Genomic DNA, 15,616 nt, shown 5'->3' with positions numbered 1-15,616 from the left:
CGCGCATTAGCGACCCGCGCCACCAAATCGTCACCGCGACCCGCCCGGGCGGGAGGTCCTAGCCGCGGCCGTACCTGCTGAGGTAGCCGCTGACGTCCCCGGCACGGAGCCCGGCCGCGAGCGCAGCCGTTCGGGCGTCGTCGAGGATGTTCACCGACGCGCCCTTGACGGTGGCGTACCGCGCCACCGGGACCATCAGCGAGGTGACCGCTCCGGCGTCCAGGTTCCTCAGCAGCCCGGCCAGGCGGGGGAGTTCCGCGGGCTGGACCGGTCCGGTGAGGCGCACCTTCGGGCCCAGCGAGGTGGCCAGTTGGGTGAACCGCGCCGGGCCCTGGGCGGCGATCGCGTGCAGTTGGTCGAGCATGCCGGTCAGCACGGCGCGGTGCCGCTCCGAGCGGTCGAGATCCCCGCGGGGCAGGCCCTTGCGCTGCCGGGCGTAGATCAGCCAATCGGCGCCGTGCAGCACGAGGCGTCCGGCCGGGAAGCGGGTCACCGCCCCGGTGACCGAGCTCCGCACCGAGGACGTGACCTTGTTCGCGACCGCGAAACCGTCCAGCAGGCGGGTGATCAGGACGAAGTCGGTGAAGTCGGTCTGCGCGGTGATCTGGATCGGCAGGCCGCCGAACAGGTTCGACACGGTCGCGCGCAGGCCGTCGACACCGCCGCGGGCGAACGCCGAGTTGATCTTGCCGCGGCCGCCGCCGGCGATCGGCACGTAGGAGTCCCGGGTGATCGAGACCAGCGTGACGCGCGTGCGGTCGGCCGACAGCTGGGCCAGGACCAGGGCGTCCGCGTTGCCGGTGAAGGCGCCGGGGGTACGCGAATCCGTGCCGAAGATCAACGCGTTAACCACGCCGGCGGGCAGCGGCAAGATCAACTCGGCGTTCGCCCGCGGCGGTGTCGACGGCCTGCGCGCGACCGTGTCGAACCTGTTCGCGCCGGGGGTACGCGAATCCGTGCCGAAGATCAACGCGTTAACCACGCCGGCGGGCAGCGGGTCGGCCGGTGCCGGGGCGGTCGACGCGCTCGGCGCCTGCGCGGGGGAGGACGACGGGGCCGCGCCGGCGGGGGACGGGGACGGTGCGCCGGGGGTCGATGCCGCCCGGCTGGTGCAACCGGCCGCCGCCAACCCGAGCGTGGCTAGCAGGGCAGCGCGTCGGGAGAAGTTCACCCCAGCACCCTAGAACCCTGCCTCCGCAGCGCCCGCCCGGGACGCGCCGGTCGGGGCGGGCGTCCTCGGTGCGCCGGGCAGGGCCGTGCGGTCAGTCGGAGGCGAGGCGGCGCCGGAGCGAGCGGGCGAACCGTTGGCACAGCTTGACCACGCCGCCGACGAGGAAGGCCGCCGCGACCGTCCCCTCACGGACGCCCACGAGGCGTCCCAGCATCAGCAGCGACAGCACCACGGAGATCGCCACCAGCGCCCAGTCGAAGAACTGCTTCATGGTGCCGAACCGGATCTTCGCCTTGCGCGAGATCACCAGCACCACGCCCTCGCCCGGCATGAGCCCGGCGCGCGGCGTGATCTCGGTGTAGACGCCGATCCCGAGGAGCAGCGTCCCCAGGAGCGCCCACGCCCACTGCTCGAGGTAGGTGCCGGGGGAGATCCACTGAACGAGGCCCAGCGAGACGTCGCACAGCGTGCCGAACAGCACCGCGATCGGGATCTGGGTGAGCTGGATGAGCGGGAAGGAGCGGCCCATCAGCAGCACCTCGATCACGAGGAACAGCAGGTTCATCGCGATCGTGTACTGCCCCATCGTGACCGGGGTCGCGGCGGCGAGCACCGTGGGCACCGACGAGATGGCGGACGTCCCGAGGTTGGAGCGGATCGACACGGCGATGCCCAGCGACATGAGGAACACCCCGAGGCAGAAGACGGCCCAGCGTAGGAGCACGTGGCCCCGGGGGGCGTGTTCGTCGTGTGACGTCGTCACGGAACCTCTCTCCTCCTCGGTGGACGGGCCGCCGCGGACCCACGGCGAACAGTAGTAGCTCGCCACTGCTTGACTTTTCAACGAGGGGCGGGCGCCCGGCCGGCGGCGTCCCGGTGACAATCTCTCGGCGTGCCCGCGTTTGTCTCGCAATGTTCACCGGAGCGCGATAGACAAGGGCGAAGGACGCGGCCCGCTCGGGCCGCGCGCGACGGACGGAGCCGCGGATGCATCAGCTGCGCGAGATTCACAGTTGGCTGACCGACATGGACGGCGTCCTCGTCCACGGGTCAACGCCGCTGCCGGGGGCGACCGAACTCATTGAGCACTGGCTGACCACGGACACGCCCTTTCTGGTGCTCACCAACAACTCCACGTTCACCGCCCGCGACCTGGCCGCGCGGTTGCACCGCTCGGGCATCCCGGTCCCGGAGGAGCGGATCTGGACGTCCGCGATGGCGACGGCCGACTTCCTGAAGAACCAGCCCGGCGAGAAGACCGCGTTCGTCATCGGCGAGGCCGGCCTGACGATGGCGCTGTACGAGGCCGGCTTCGTGATGACCGACATCGACCCGGCCTTCGTGGTGCTGGGCGAGTCGCTGACGCTGTCGTGGGAGTCGTTGACCATCGCGACGCGGCTGATCCTCTCCGGCTCCCGGTTCGTCGCGACGAACCCGGACGCCAACGGTCCCGGGACGCACGGCGTCGTCCCCGCCACGGGCGCCGTCGCGGCGATGCTGACGGCCGCGACCGGGCGCGAGCCCTACATCGTCGGCAAGCCCAACCCGATGATGTTCCGCTCGGCGATGAACCGCATCGAGGCCCACTCGGAGTCGACCGCCATGATCGGCGACCGGATGGACACCGACATGGTCGCCGGCATGGAGGCAGGGCTGCACACGATCCTGGTGATGTCCGGGGTCGCGTCGAAGGAGTCGATCACAAAGTTCCCGTACCGGCCCAACACCGTGCTCGACGGCGTCGCCGATCTGGTCCGCATCCTGAAGGGCACCGACGAGGGCTAGTTCGGCCCGCGCGGCCGATCTCGGTAGGCTTGCCGGGTGAGTGAGAACCGTCCCGTCCAGCCGTCCGACCAGCACGCCTCCGTCCCGGAGCAGATGCAGGTACGACGCGACAAGCGTGAGCGCCTGCTCGCCGCCGGACGTGACGCCTACCCCGTCAGCGTGCCCCGCACGCACTCGCTGGCCGAGATCCGCGAGGGCTGGGGGCACCTCGAGCAGGGCGAGGAGACCGACGACGTCGTCAGCGTCGCCGGCCGCATCATCTTCCAGCGCAACACCGGCAAGCTCTGCTTCGCGACGCTGGCCGATCAGTTCGGTCAGGACGCAGACGGCGAGCGCCTGCAGGTCATGCTGTCGCTGAACGAGGTCGGCCAGGAGGCGTTGGACGCCTGGAAGGCGGACACCGATCTGGGCGACTTCGTCTCCGTGACCGGCCGCGTGGTGTCGTCGCGCCGCGGCGAGCTGTCCGTGATGGCGACGGGCTGGCAGATGGCGTCCAAGGCGCTCCGTCCGCTGCCGAACCTGCACGCAGACCTGTCCGAGGAGGCCCGGGTCCGCCAGCGCTACGCCGACATGGTGGTGCGTCCCGAGGCGCGCCAGATGGTGCGCACCCGCGCCGCGATCACCCGCAGCATCCGCGAGACCCTGCACCGCGAGGGGTACCTCGAGGTGGAGACCCCGATCCTGCAGCTCGTGCACGGCGGCGCCGCGGCGCGTCCGTTCACCACCCACCTCAACGCGTTCGACATCGACATGACGCTGCGGATCGCGCTGGAGCTCTACCTCAAGCGCGCCATGGTGGGCGGCACCGACAAGGTCTACGAGATGGGCCGCATCTTCCGCAACGAGGGCATCGACTCCACGCACAGCGCCGAGTTCACGATGCTGGAGTACTACCAGGCGTGGGCCGGTCAGACGAGTGTCGCGGAGGTGCTGCGTCGCATCATCCTGGACGCGGCGGACGCCGTCGGCTCGCGGCAGATCGAGACGCCGCACGGCACGATCGACCTGGACGGCGAGTGGCGCTGGCTGCCGCTGTACGACGGGCTGTCCGAGGCGCTCGGCCGGACGATCTCCCTGGAAACCCCGCTGGCCGAGCTGCAGCAGGTCGCCGCCGAGCGCGACATCGAGTTCGACCCCGGCTGGGGCGCCGACAAGCTGGCGGTGGAACTGTTCGGGGAGATCGTCGAGCCGGGGCTGCTCCAGCCGACGTTCGTCTGCGACTACCCGGCGATCGCGCAACCGCTGGCGCGTCCGCACCGCGACAAGCCGGGCCTCATCGAGGCCTGGGACCTCATCATCGGCGGCCTGGAGCGGGGCACCGGCTTCTCCGAGCTCATCGACCCCGTCATCCAGCGCGAGCGGTTCACCGAGCAGTCGCTGCTGGCAGCCAAGGGCGACCCCGAGGCGATGTCGTTGGACGAGGACTTCCTCAACGCGCTCGAGTTCGGCGCCCCGCCGATGGGCGGGGTCGGGCTGGGCATCGACCGGCTGATCATGCTGTTCACCGGCGCCGGCATCCGCGAGACGATCCTCTTCCCGCTGCTCAAGCCGCACAGCTAGCAGCCCCCTGACGCGAACGCGCCCCCATTCGGGAGGCGCGTTCGGCGTTTTTGCGAGGTGCTGGGTCAGCGGTACGCCCGGGCCACGGGGACGAGCGTGACCTTGCCCGGAGTCTGTTCCACCGCGGCCAGCCAGCCGCCCTTGTGGTCGGAGAGCAACGGGTAGAGCGCGTTCTTGCCGTCGTCCTCGGTGGCGCGCCAGGTCTTGCTGTCGCGGTAGGGGCCACCCAAGCAGTAACCGGCCCAGTACGGGAACCGCGGCAGGCCCTTCGGCCCGGCGCCGGAGGCCGGAAGGCACTGGGCGCCGTTGGCCAGGTGCAGCCAGACGGGGGCGCTCGGCCCACTCTGATCCCGCGTCACGTTCCGCACGCCGTCGGCTCGCGCCCAGGGCTTCCTGCCGCCGGTCAGGCACATCAAGCTGCGGCCGTTCGAGCCCGGCTTGGCGAAGCAGGGGTCGAGGAGGCCGTTGTCCAGGGCGCAGCGGAAGGCGTCCTTACGGCCGGTGAGCGCCGAGCCCATGCACGACCCCGAGCGGAAGCGGACCGTGACCGCGTGCTTGAGGGCGGTCTTGTCCTTCCAGGGGTCGAGTCGCAGGACGCGGGTCTTCACCGACGCGGTCGCGGCCGGGGTGCCCGTCCTGCTGGCGGTTTCGGTGGCCTCGACGGTGGGAGTGCCGGCGCTCGACGTCGAGGCGGGCATGCTCGCCTGGGTCGTGGTGGGGGCGGCGCTCGACGGGCCGGTCGCCGCGGCGTCCGCGGGGGCGGGGACAGGCGCGCCGGCCTGGGGCNGTGAGCGCCGAGCCCATGCACGACCCCGAGCGGAAGCGGACCGTGACCGCGTGCTTGAGGGCGGTCTTGTCCTTCCAGGGGTCGAGTCGCAGGACGCGGGTCTTCACCGACGCGGTCGCGGCCGGGGTGCCCGTCCTGCTGGCGGTTTCGGTGGCCTCGACGGTGGGAGTGCCGGCGCTCGACGTCGAGGCGGGCATGCTCGCCTGGGTCGTGGTGGGGGCGGCGCTCGACGGGCCGGTCGCCGCGGCGTCCGCGGGGGCGGGGACAGGCGCGCCGGCCTGGGGCTGCGCGGCGCAGCCGCCCAACAGCAGGAGGGCGGCGAGGCCGATGATGGGGTGGTTGGTCCTCACGGGAGTCTCCGTTTCTGGCCGGGCCCGATGCCCGGACGCCCGCACGCTAATCCTCGAACGGACCTGCATGTAACGGGAGGACCTCCACGTCCCCCGGCGGGGACGTGGCGACGGATGAACCGCCGGCGAGGCGCTATTTCCAGAGGGTGGCGACGGCGAACGCGGCGGCCATCAGGCCCATGCCGACGGCGAGGTTCCAGGGGCCTAGCGTGGCCATGAACGGGATCATGTAGCCGGCCAGGTAGTAGACCACCAGCCACAGCACGCCGAGCAGGCCCAGGGTGATGAACGTCGGCGGCACCCAGGCTCGAGTGTCGACCAGAGCCGGGCGGCGGCGCGGCCGCTTGGTCACGACGGGCTGCGTGGTCGCGTCGTCCTTGCTGCTCGTGACCGTGCGGCCGGCGGGTTCGCTCGCCGGCTTGCGCGTGTCGGACGACCCCGCCTTGGACTTGTGGTCCTGCGGCCGGACGCCGTCGGGCCGGGCCGCGGACGCCGGCTTCGTCGTGGCGTCGTCGGGCGTGGTGGGCTCGTTCTTGCCCGCGAATTCGGAACCCTTCGGCTCAGGCACAGGTCGCTCTCCTCGGTGATGACGGGCCTTCAGGTTATCGGGTCACCCCGGGCGATTGCGAAGGCTCGCGTAGCCTGGGCGCCGTGAGGAAGCCCTGGGCCCGCGCCATGCGCCGCCTGCGCCGGGCCCGGGCGCGCGACGAACGCGTCGGACGCCGCTCGGCCGGCCTGCGGATCCTCACCGCCGCCACCTGCCTCGTCGCCGGGCTGATGATCGCCACGTCCGCCGTCAACGCCAAGGACGGCGACCTGCGTCCGAACCGCAACACCGATCTCATCCGCCTCGTGCAGGAGCAGGCCGACCACAACGCCCAGCTCAGCCGGCGCCTGAGCGAGTTGCGGGCCGAGACGCGCGAGCTCGCGGGTTCCCAGAGCGTGGCCGGCCCGACGCAGGCGCAGCTGGCCGCCGCGGCCGCCGCCGCCGGGACGCGTCCGGTGCGCGGACCGGCGGTACGGGTCACGCTGACCGACGCGCCGACCGACGCCACCCCCCAGGGCGTCAACGAGTCCCTGCTCGTCGTCCACCAGCAGGACATCGAGGCGGTCGTCGACGCGCTGTGGCGCGGCGGCGCCGAAGCGATGACGATCCAGGGCCAGCGGGTGACGAGCCGCACGGGCATCAAGTGCGTCGGCAACACCGTCGTGCTGCACGGCGTCCCGTATGCGCCGCCCTACGTGATCGAGGCGATCGGCGACCAGGTGCGGCTCGACGGGGCGCTGCAGGCGTCCGCGCCGCTGATGGTCTTCCGCCAGTACGCGGACGCCTACCGGTTGGGCTACCGGGTGCAGCGAGTCCGCGAGGCGGCCATGCCGGCCTACGCGGGTTCGGTGGACGCGCGGCGGGCCGCCGCGAAGCGGTGACACCATGGACGGCATGGCTCGCATCCTGGTCGTCGACAACTACGACTCGTTCGTCTACAACATCGTCTCCTACCTGGCCCAGATCGGCGCCGAGGTCGACGTGTGGCGCAACGACGACCCGCGGTTCGGCGAGGACGGCTGGACCGGCGGCTTCGACGGCATCCTCCTGTCGCCCGGCCCCGGTACCCCCGAGGCGGCGGGCGTCTGTGTCGACGTGGTGCGCGAGCAGGGCGGGACGCTGCCCATCTTCGGGGTGTGCCTGGGCCTGCAGTCGATCTCCGTGGCGTTCGGCGGGGTGGTGGGCCGCGCGCCCGAGGTGCTGCACGGCAAGACCTCCCCGGTGTTCCACGACGGGCGCGGCGTCTTCGAGGGGCTGCCCAACCCGTTCACCGCGACCCGGTACCACTCGCTCGCGCTCGACCCGGCGACCGTCCCCGACGACGTCGAGGTGAGCGCGCGCACCGAATCGGGCGTCATCATGGCCATCCGGCACCGGACGCTGCCGGTGGAGTCGGTGCAGTTCCATCCCGAGTCCGTGCTCACCGAGGGCGGCTATCAGATGCTCGCCAACTGGCTGAAGGCCTGCGGCGACGCCGGCGCGCCCGAGCGGGCGAGGGGACTCTCCCCGCTGATGTCGGTTCCGAGCCGTCAGGACGCCGCGGCCTCCTGACGGCGCGGCTCAGCCTCCGGTCGTGGGCGTGGGGGACGCGGTCGAGGGCGTCGAGGTGGACGGCGGCGGGGAATCGCTCGAGCTCGTCGAGGGCGACGGGCTGGGGGACTCGGGGGCTTTGGCGACGATGATCTTGACGCGCGTCGACTTCGCCCGCTTCGACCCTTTGGCCGGATCGGTTCCCACCACCGTCCCGGCCTGCTGCTGGCTCGTGCTCTCCTCGGTGTAGTGGTTCGTGAAGCCCGCGTCATCGAGCGCGCGTTCGGCGGCCTGGACGCTGAAGCCGGAGACGTCCGGGATCTCGGCCTGGCCGCGGGCGTAGGTGAACGTGAGGGTCGTCCCCTCGGGCACCGACGTTCCCTCCCTCGGGTTCACGTTCAGCACCTCGTTGGCCGTCGCGTCGGCCGGCTCGTCGGACGCGGCGACCTTGCGCACCGAGCTGAAGCCGTTCTGCTTGGCGAACGCCATCGCCTCGTCGACGTCGCGGCCGATCATGCCGGCGGGGACGATGACCTTGTCGGGCCCGGCGTTGACCACGAGCGCGACCTGAGACCCCTCCTCGGCGGACGAGTTGCCCCCCGGCGTCTGCTTGACCACCTCGCCGACGGTCTGGTCGTCCGCGCCCTTCGTGGACGTCACGACGGGCACGAGTCGGGACGCCCGGACGATCTGCTCGGCCGTCGCCTGCTGCTGCCCGGTCACGATCGGCACGGTGACCGTGCGGACGCGGTTCTGCGGAATGAAGTAGACCGCCAGCAGGGACCCGACCGCCAGCAGCAGCAGCACGGCCAGCAGCGGCCAGAGCCAGCGCCGGCTGCGCTTGCGGGGGGTCACGGGGACCTCCGCGTACGTCGGCGTCTGACCCGAGCGCGGCAGCGGCGTCGGGGCCGGCTGCCCCGCGGCCGTGGCTGCGCCGGCCCCGGCGGGCAGCACCGCGGTGGCGGGAGCGCCCATGACCGCGGTCGCGTCCTCGCGCGGCAGCTCGGCCTGCACCGGAAGGCCGGCGAGAAGCCGGTCGATATCGGCGTGCATCTCGGCGGCGCTCTGGTAGCGGTCGTCCGGGTTCTTGGCCAGGGCCTTCAGCACGACGGCGTCCATCGCGGGGGTGATCTCGGCGTCGAGCTGGCTCGGCGGGACCGGGGTCTCGCGGACGTGCTGATAGGCGACCGAGACGGGCGAGTCGCCGGTGAACGGCGGCCGTCCGACGAGCAGCTCGTAGAGCAGGGTGCCGGCCGAATAGAGGTCGGAGCGCGTGTCGACGGTCTCGCCGCGGGCTTGCTCGGGGGAGAGGTACTGGGCGGTGCCGATGACGGCGGCCGTCTGGGTCATCGTGGACGACGTGTCCGCCACCGCGCGGGCGATGCCGAAGTCCATCACCTTGATGTCGCCGGCGTTGGTCAGCATGACGTTGGCGGGCTTGATGTCGCGGTGGACGATGCCGGCCCTATGGCTGTACTCCAGCGCGTTCAGGACACCCTGGGTGAACTGCAGCGCGCGTTGCGGAAGGATCGGACGCCCTTCGCGCAGCAGGTCGCGCAGGGTCAGCCCATCGACCAACTCCATGACGATGTAGGGGACGGCGATGCCGGTGTCGTCGTCCTTCTGCTCGCCGGTGTCGTAGACCGAGACGATGTTCGGGTGGTTGAGCCCGGCCGCGGCCTGCGCCTCGCGGCGGAACCGCGTCTGGAACGTCGGGTCACTGGCCAGGTCGAGACGGAGTTGCTTGACGGCGACGTCGCGGTTCAGCCGGCGGTCGTGGGCACGGCGAACCTGCGCCATGCCGCCGCGTCCGATGACGGGGCCGAGCTCGTAGCGGCCACCCAGCACCGTGCCTTGCCCGGTCATCGGAGAGCCTCGATCACGGCGGCGGCGATGGGACCGGCGAAGCGGCCGCCGGAGGTCTCGGCGGTGGTGGCGCCGGAGTCCTGGACGAACACCGCGACGGCGACCTGCGGGTTGTCGGAGAACGCGATGAACCACGCGTACGGGGGTCGACGGCCGTCGCTCTTGGCGGTGCCGGTCTTGCCGCCGACCGTCACCCCGGACACCTGGGCTCGGCGGCCCGTGCCGTTCTGGACGACGTTGATCATCATGTCCTTGAGCTGCCGAGCGTTCTGCGCGCTCATCGCGCGGCTGAGCTGGCGCGGGCTGCGCGTGCTCAGCACGCTGAGGTCGGCGCCCCGCACCTGGCTGACGATGTACGGGTCCATCACGACGCCGTCGTTGGCTACGCCGGCGGCGACCATCGCCATCTGCAGCGGGGTGGCCGCCACCTCGAACTGGCCGATCGCGCTCATCGCGGTCTGGGCCGCGTCCGGCTTCTCGGGGAAGCGGGACGGCACGGCGCCGATGTCGGACAGCTGGGTCTTGCCGAAGCCGAACGCCTCGGCCTGCTTGCGGATGGCGCCGTCGCCGAGTCGGACGCCGAGGCCCGCGAACGCGCTGTTGCAGGACACCTGGAGGGCCTGCTTCAGCGAGATCTGGGCCCCGCCGCAGCTGCCGGCGTTCTTGATGACGGCGGTGGAGTTCGGCAGCTTGTAGGACGCCGGCGCCGGGATGCTGGTGTTCTCGTTCATCCCGCTCTCCAGCGCGGCCGCGGAGGTGACGACCTTGAACGTCGAGCCGGGCGGGTAGACGTTCTTGGCGGCGCGGTTCAGCATCGGCTGATCGGAGTCCTTGTTCAGGGACGTCCAGTTCTTCTGGGCCGCGTCCAGGTCGTGCGTCGCCAGGGAGTTGGGGTCGTAGCTGGGCGTCGACACCATCGCGCGGACCTCCCCGGTGCTGTAGTCGAGGGCGACGACCGCGCCCGGGCGTCCGTTCAGCGCGCGGTAGGCGGCGCGCTGCGCGCGGGCGTCCAGGGTGGTCTGGATGCTGGCGCCGGTCGGCTTCTTGCCGGTGGCCAGGTCCACCATCCGCTGCAGGAACTGCGCGTCGCCGGCGCCCGAGAGCGCCTGGTTCTGCGACTGCTCGAGGCCGGCAGAGCCGTAGAGGAACGAGTAGTAGCCGGTCACCGGGGCGTACAGCGGGGCCTGGGAGTAGACGCGCTGGTACTCGTAGCGGTCGTTCGACGGCTTGCTGGTGACGACCGGGGTGTTGCCGACGAGGATGTCGCCGCGGTCGGTGCCGAACTGGGCGTCGCGGACGCGGCGGTTGTTGGGGTCGTTGGTGAGCGCGTCGGTGCGGAACACGTACGCGTAGCTGGAGTTCAGCATCAGGGCGAGAAACATGATCATCACCACCACCGACACCTTGCGGATGGGGCCGTTCATCGCGGATCCTCCTCGTCCTTGCGGGGGATGTCGACCGGGTCGAGCGCCTGGGTCGCCTCGCCGTCGTCCCCGTCGTAGTCGGCCCACGCCGAGGGCCGGGGGCGTGCGGCACCCGCCCCACCGACCACCTCGGTCGGGGCGTCCGCCCCCGGGTCGCGGTTCGGCCCGGCCACGCCGACCACCTCGGTGGGCGCCTCCGCGCCGGCCTCAGGCGGACGCGCCACGCTCGCCCCGGCTGCTCCGACACCGGCCGCGCCGGGACCTGCCATGCCCGCGGCCGGGCGCGGGGCGCCCTGCCCGTCGCGTCCGACGAGCTCGGTCGGCGCCTCGAAATCGGCGGGGTCGGGACGCGGCCCGAGCGCCTCGTTGACGTCGTCCTGGGGCCGGGACCGCGTCGCCGACGACACGGCGCCGCGCGGCGCGACCGCGGACATCGACTGGGTGGCGTCGCCGGCCAGGGAGACGTACTCGTCGGGGGAGACGTCCACGTGCGGGCGGCGGCCCTGATGGGTGATCGTCACCATCAGGCCGAGGAGCAGGTAGTTGGCGACCAGGGACGACCCGCCCTGCGAGACGAACGGGGTGGTCAGGCCGGTGAGCGGCAGCAGCCGGGTGACGCCGCCGATGATCACGAAGACCTGCAGCGCGAACACGAACGCCAGGCCGGCGGCCAGCAGCTTGCCGAACGGCTCGCGGGCGGCCAGCGCGGCCCGCATGACGCGGGCGACGATGAGGGCGAAGATCATGATGACCGCGAACAACCCGAACAGGCCGAGCTCCTCGCCGATCGCCGCGGAGATGAAGTCGTTCTTCGCCAGCGGCGTCAGGTAGGGCCGGCCCAGCCCCCAGCCGGTGCCGAACAGCCCGCCCCAGGCGAAGCCGAACTGGGCGTTGATGACCTGCAGGTTCTGGTCGTAGTTCGCGAAGGGGTCGAGCCACGAGCCGAAGCGCACCTTCACGTGGTCGAACAGTGTGTAGCCCAGCACGCCCATGCCGATCAGCATCAGGAAGCCGAGCAGCGCCCAGCTGGGCCGCTCGGTGGCGACGTAGATCATCATCACGAACAGGCCGAAGAACAGCAGCGTGGTGCCGAGGTCCTTCTGGAAGACCAGGACGAGCAGGCTCGCACCCCACATGATGAGGATCGGGCCGAGATCGCGGGCGCGCGGGAAGTCGATCCCGAGGAACCGGTGACCGGCCAACGCGAGGACGTCGCGCTTCTCCGTGAGGTAGGCGGCGAACGCGATCGAGAGGATGATCTTGGCGATCTCGGCGGGCTGGAAGCTGAACTGGCCGATCCGGATCCAGATGCGCGCGCCGTGGTTCTCGCTGCCGACGACGGGGAGCAGCGGCATCAGCAGCAGCACGAGGCCGGCCACGAACCAGACGTAGGTGTAGCGCTGCAGCCTGCGGTGGTCGCGCAGGAAGACGACGAGGAGGCACATCAGCGCGGCCGAGATGGCCACCCACATCAGCTGGAGCTCCGCGCTCTTCATCGGCGGGTCGGTCGCCAGGTCGAGGCGGTGGATCATCGCGAGCCCGATACCGTTCAGCGCCACCACGCACGGCAGCAGCAGAGGGTCGGCGTAGGGGAGCCGCCAGACGATGACGAGCCACACGACCAGAGCGATGCCGCCGAAGGCCGCCGGCACGACGAACCAGTCGCCGGTCAGGGCGCCGTACTGGTTGAGGTGCGTGAGCGCGTAGCCGCCGAAGCACAAGGCGATCGCGAGCATCAGCATCAGCAGGGAGACGAAGCCCCGTTTGCGGTAGACGATGACCTCCGCCATGTCAGCAGTCCTCCGGGGTCGTCACCTGGGTCTGGGTGGGGCTGGGGGTCGGCGAGGCGGTCGCCGCGTGCGACGCGCTTGCCGTGGCACCGGGGCTGAGCGTGGCGCCGGCCGAGACGCTCGGCGAGGCGGTGACCGGGCTCGGGCTGGGCGACGGGATCGGCGGCGGCGTCTGGGCACGGGCCCGCGCCTCGCGCTGCGCGACGCAGCGGGTCGCCTTCGTGCGCAGTTCGCTCAGCGTCGAATCGGCGGCGGCCAGGTTTTCGACCTTGATGTTCTGCCGGACACGTTCGGCGTAGTAGGGCGGCAGGTCGCCGACGCGGGTGGTGTCGGTCTTCACGACGTGGCTGAGGTCGCGCCCCAGGATGCGGTCGGGGACGCCGCGGTAGACGGCGACGAGGTCGTCGTCCGACCCGACGTAGTACTGCGTCTGGGTGTAGGTGTACCAGCCCCAGCCCGCCAGACCCAGCACCAGCAGGGGCACCAGCACGGCGGCGAGCATCTTGGTCCAGCCCCCGAAGCCTCGGCGTCCACGCAGCGCGTAGCGCTCCTCCTCCGAGACGGTCGCGCCCCCTGCGGCTCCGGACGGGGAGGCTTCGGCGGCGGCCGCGTCCTCGGCCTCCGGGCCGGCGGCCTCGAGGGCGGGCAGCGGCGCGGTGGACTCCCCGAGGTGCGGGACCTTCATCGTGCGGGCGGCCCCCAGCACGGCGGGCCGGCCCTCCGGCGGCCCGTCCACGACGTCGGCGACGATGATCGTGATGTTGTCGTATCCGCCGGCCTCGTGGGCCAGGGCGGTCAGCTCGTCGATGGCGACCTCGCGGTCGGGGTCGCCGACGAGCTCGGCGATCTGCTGGTCGGTGACCAGGCCGCACAGGCCGTCCGAGCACACGACGAGCCGGTCGCCCTCGCGGATGTCGAGCATCGCCAGGTCGGGGTGGTGCTGCGGGTTGCCGTTGAGCACCTTGAGGATCAGCGAGCGGTGCGGATGCTCGAGCGCCTGCGCCTCGGTGATGCGGCCCTCGTCGACCAACGTCTGCACCCACGAGTGGTCGCGCGTCACCCGGCGCAGCTGGCCGTCGCGGAGCAGGTAGGCGCGGGAATCGCCGATGTTGACCACCGCGACACGTCCGTCGGCCAGGACGAAGCCGCACACCGTGGTGCCCATGCCGTCCAGCGCGCTGTCCTCGTCGGCGAGGTCGGCCAGGTGGTCGTTGGCGCGGGCGAGCGCCGAGCCCAACAGGCCCAGCAGCACGGTCCCGCGCGGGGACGACCCGGCGACGCCGTCGGGCGCCGTGGCTTCCGGGTCGGTCGCGACCGGATCGTCGTCCTCGGGTTCGGTCAGCCGACGCCGCTCGGCGTCCTTGAGCAGCCGCGGCAGCGCCTCGTCGGTCGCCTTCAGCTCGCGGACCGCGACGGTTGACGCCAGGTCGCCCGCGGCCGCGCCGCCCATCCCGTCGGCGACGATGAGCATCGTCGGCGACACGTAGCCGGAATCCTGGTTGGTCTTGCGGACCAGGCCGACTTCGGAGTGAGCTGAGTAGCGCAGCGACAGGGGCATCGGGTCACTTCTCCAGGACCATCAACGTCCGCCCGATCCGCAGCGTGTCGCCCAGCCCGAACGCCATCGCGTTCGTGACGCGCGCATCGTTGAGGTAGGTGCCGTTGGTCGAGCCCAGGTCTTCGACCGCGTAGCCGTGATCGGTGCGGAAGACGCGGGCGTGCCGGGTCGAGACGTACTCGTCGTCGAGGATCAGCTGGCAGTCCTCACTACGGCCGATGCGCAGCGAGTCGTTCAGCGGCAGCGTCAGCCCGGCCTGGGCGCCCCGGGTGATGCGCAGCACCTGGGGGAGCTTCCGTTCCGCGCGGGTTGGCCGGCGCTCGCGATCCTTGCGGACGGGCTCCGGCGAGGCGACGGACGAGGCCGGGACGCGCTTGCCGAACAGGTCGGTGCGGATGACGTTGCCGGCGAACAGCACGAACAGCCACAGCAGGGCGAGGAACGCGAACTTCAGCGCGAGGACGACGAGCTCAGACATCGGACGCCGATGATCGGACGAGAAGACGGGTGTTACCCATCTCGATGCGGGAGCCCTCGTGCAGCGGGGCGTTCCGGACACGCTGGCCGTCCACCAGGATCCCGTTGGTCGAACCCATGTCCTCCACCGAGATCTGCTGGCCGTCCCCGAAGCCCTGGACGACGATGCGGGCGTGCAGCCGGGAGATGCCCGGGTCGTTGATGCGGACGTCCGCGTCGTTGCCCCGGCCGAGCGTGAAGCCGGGCGGCATGAGCGGGTGCCGGATGTTGTTCACCTCGAGGACGAGGTTCGACCGCCGCAGGACGCCCGTGCTCGCCGGGTCGGCGTCCACGACCGCGACGGCGTCGCTGACGACGTTGAAGCGTCCGGTCGGGAGATCCTTGTCGAGCTCGTAGGTCACCGTGACGGGGCCGTTGAAGATGTAGCCCTGGTTCGACGCGTACTCGCGGAGCTGCGGGAGGATCTCCGCGTTCAGGGTGCGGGAGTACGGGGTGAGCCGGTCGTAGTCGTGCTGGCTGAGTTCGATGACGAAGTCGTTCGGGACCAGTTTGCGGTCGCGCGAGAGCAGTTTCGCCTCGGTGTCGAGTTCGCGCTGCAGGCGCGCGGTGAGCTCGACCGGCTGGACGTCGCCCTTGAACGCGCGGGCGAAAGCGCCGTTGACGACCCCTTCGAGTTTGCGCTCGAGATTGTCGAAGACGCCCACTCCGACCCCCTTTCGTTGACCGTTTCCCTGGCTGAAGCAGCCTCTAGAGTAACCGCTTCGTCACCGG

General features: G+C 71.4%; 15 protein-coding genes and 1 pseudogene. 6 read left to right on the top strand and 10 right to left on the bottom strand.

Annotated features, from left to right (window positions below):
• Window positions 1–58 precede the first annotated feature (58 nt).
• Window positions 59–841, bottom strand: coding sequence for an LCP family protein (locus BN1187_RS12870; RefSeq protein WP_052462690.1), 783 nt, complete (start codon window positions 839–841; stop codon window positions 59–61).
• Between BN1187_RS12870 and BN1187_RS14420 the strand changes: the two genes are divergently transcribed.
• A complete protein-coding gene (locus tag BN1187_RS14420; protein ID WP_052462689.1) occupies window positions 828–1,184 on the top strand; it encodes a hypothetical protein in 357 nt (118 codons plus the stop codon). The two genes, BN1187_RS12870 and BN1187_RS14420, sit on opposite strands and share 14 nt — an antisense overlap.
• A gap of 78 nt (window positions 1,185–1,262) precedes the next feature.
• Here the strand turns inward: BN1187_RS14420 and BN1187_RS12860 are convergent, their stop codons facing one another.
• Window positions 1,263–1,934 carry a YczE/YyaS/YitT family protein gene (locus BN1187_RS12860; protein ID WP_072042110.1) on the bottom strand — a complete coding sequence of 224 codons (672 nt, stop codon included), beginning with the start codon at window positions 1,932–1,934 and terminating at the stop codon, window positions 1,263–1,265.
• Between the two features lie 224 nt (window positions 1,935–2,158).
• Between BN1187_RS12860 and BN1187_RS12855 the strand changes: the two genes are divergently transcribed.
• Both BN1187_RS12855 and lysS read left to right on the top strand, forming a co-directional pair.
• Window positions 2,159–2,956 carry an HAD-IIA family hydrolase gene (locus BN1187_RS12855; RefSeq protein ID WP_040162326.1) on the top strand — a complete coding sequence of 266 codons (798 nt, stop codon included), beginning with the start codon at window positions 2,159–2,161 and terminating at the stop codon, window positions 2,954–2,956.
• A gap of 93 nt (window positions 2,957–3,049) precedes the next feature.
• Entirely contained in the window at window positions 3,050–4,516 is a 1,467-nt protein-coding gene (lysS, locus tag BN1187_RS12850) for a lysine--tRNA ligase (RefSeq protein ID WP_052462797.1), read from the top strand.
• A gap of 65 nt (window positions 4,517–4,581) precedes the next feature.
• Here lysS and BN1187_RS12845 read toward each other — a convergent pair whose 3' ends face one another.
• The gene (locus BN1187_RS12845; RefSeq protein ID WP_040162321.1) at window positions 4,582–5,214 is read right to left on the bottom strand and encodes a hypothetical protein; all 633 of its coding nucleotides are present in this window, start codon (window positions 5,212–5,214) and stop codon (window positions 4,582–4,584) included.
• Window positions 5,215–5,303: 89 nt separating this feature from the next.
• Between BN1187_RS12845 and BN1187_RS12840 the strand changes: the two genes are divergently transcribed.
• On the top strand, window positions 5,304–5,726 hold the full coding sequence (locus BN1187_RS12840; protein ID WP_147675125.1) for a hypothetical protein: 423 nt from the start codon (window positions 5,304–5,306) through the stop codon (window positions 5,724–5,726).
• Window positions 5,727–5,786: 60 nt separating this feature from the next.
• Here the strand turns inward: BN1187_RS12840 and BN1187_RS15065 are convergent, their stop codons facing one another.
• Complete coding sequence (locus tag BN1187_RS15065; RefSeq protein ID WP_072042073.1) at window positions 5,787–6,221, bottom strand: cell division protein CrgA; 435 nt, start codon at window positions 6,219–6,221, stop codon at window positions 5,787–5,789.
• Window positions 6,222–6,304: 83 nt separating this feature from the next.
• Between BN1187_RS15065 and BN1187_RS12830 the strand changes: the two genes are divergently transcribed.
• Together BN1187_RS12830 and BN1187_RS12825 are read left to right on the top strand one after the other, a co-directional pair.
• Window positions 6,305–7,081, top strand: a complete 777-nt coding sequence (locus BN1187_RS12830; protein WP_235750673.1) for a DUF881 domain-containing protein — start codon at window positions 6,305–6,307, stop codon at window positions 7,079–7,081.
• Between the two features lie 13 nt (window positions 7,082–7,094).
• Window positions 7,095–7,751, top strand: a complete 657-nt coding sequence (locus tag BN1187_RS12825) for an aminodeoxychorismate/anthranilate synthase component II (protein ID WP_040163343.1) — start codon at window positions 7,095–7,097, stop codon at window positions 7,749–7,751.
• A 9-nt stretch (window positions 7,752–7,760) separates the two neighbouring features.
• Here the strand turns inward: BN1187_RS12825 and pknB are convergent, their stop codons facing one another.
• From pknB to BN1187_RS12795, 6 genes and pseudogenes are all read right to left on the bottom strand, one after another.
• Window positions 7,761–9,596, bottom strand: a complete 1,836-nt coding sequence (gene pknB, locus BN1187_RS12820) for a Stk1 family PASTA domain-containing Ser/Thr kinase (RefSeq protein WP_040162315.1) — start codon at window positions 9,594–9,596, stop codon at window positions 7,761–7,763.
• Window positions 9,593–11,020 (bottom strand): peptidoglycan D,D-transpeptidase FtsI family protein, encoded by a 1,428-nt coding sequence (locus BN1187_RS12815; RefSeq protein ID WP_040162312.1) that lies wholly within the window; start codon window positions 11,018–11,020, stop codon window positions 9,593–9,595. Before BN1187_RS12815 ends, pknB begins: the two co-directional genes overlap by 4 nt.
• A 389-nt stretch (window positions 11,021–11,409) precedes the next feature.
• A pseudogene (locus BN1187_RS12810) lies at window positions 11,410–12,810 on the bottom strand (FtsW/RodA/SpoVE family cell cycle protein); the annotation flags it as partial.
• A 1-nt stretch (window position 12,811) separates the two neighbouring features.
• Window positions 12,812–14,368 carry a PP2C family protein-serine/threonine phosphatase gene (locus tag BN1187_RS12805; RefSeq protein ID WP_040162310.1) on the bottom strand — a complete coding sequence of 519 codons (1,557 nt, stop codon included), beginning with the start codon at window positions 14,366–14,368 and terminating at the stop codon, window positions 12,812–12,814.
• Between the two features lie 4 nt (window positions 14,369–14,372).
• Entirely contained in the window at window positions 14,373–14,846 is a 474-nt protein-coding gene (locus BN1187_RS12800) for an FHA domain-containing protein FhaB/FipA (protein WP_040162308.1), read from the bottom strand.
• Complete coding sequence (locus tag BN1187_RS12795) at window positions 14,839–15,549, bottom strand: FhaA domain-containing protein (protein WP_040162306.1); 711 nt, start codon at window positions 15,547–15,549, stop codon at window positions 14,839–14,841. The genes BN1187_RS12800 and BN1187_RS12795 overlap by 8 nt, the downstream gene beginning before the upstream one ends.
• Window positions 15,550–15,616: the final 67 nt, after the last annotated feature.

This window comes from Nigerium massiliense, from assembly GCF_000826085.1.
GTDB lineage: Bacteria > Actinomycetota > Actinomycetes > Propionibacteriales > Propionibacteriaceae > Propioniciclava > Propioniciclava massiliense.
This window is presented reverse-complemented; position numbering and strand designations above follow the sequence as displayed.

Excerpts from the sequence above, each read along its gene's own strand:
- BN1187_RS12855 (WP_040162326.1), top strand. The coding sequence starts at position 2,159 with ATGCATCAGCTGCGCGAGATTCACAGTTGGCTGACCGACATGGACGGC.
- lysS (WP_052462797.1), top strand. The coding sequence starts at position 3,050 with ATGCAGGTACGACGCGACAAGCGTGAGCGCCTGCTCGCCGCCGGACGT.
- BN1187_RS12845 (WP_040162321.1), bottom strand. The coding sequence starts at position 5,214 with ATGCCCGCCTCGACGTCGAGCGCCGGCACTCCCACCGTCGAGGCCACC.
- BN1187_RS12825 (WP_040163343.1), top strand. The coding sequence starts at position 7,095 with ATGGCTCGCATCCTGGTCGTCGACAACTACGACTCGTTCGTCTACAAC.
- pknB (WP_040162315.1), bottom strand. The coding sequence starts at position 9,596 with ATGACCGGGCAAGGCACGGTGCTGGGTGGCCGCTACGAGCTCGGCCCC.
- BN1187_RS12815 (WP_040162312.1), bottom strand. The coding sequence starts at position 11,020 with ATGAACGGCCCCATCCGCAAGGTGTCGGTGGTGGTGATGATCATGTTT.
- BN1187_RS12805 (WP_040162310.1), bottom strand. The coding sequence starts at position 14,368 with ATGCCCCTGTCGCTGCGCTACTCAGCTCACTCCGAAGTCGGCCTGGTC.
- BN1187_RS12800 (WP_040162308.1), bottom strand. The coding sequence starts at position 14,846 with ATGTCTGAGCTCGTCGTCCTCGCGCTGAAGTTCGCGTTCCTCGCCCTG.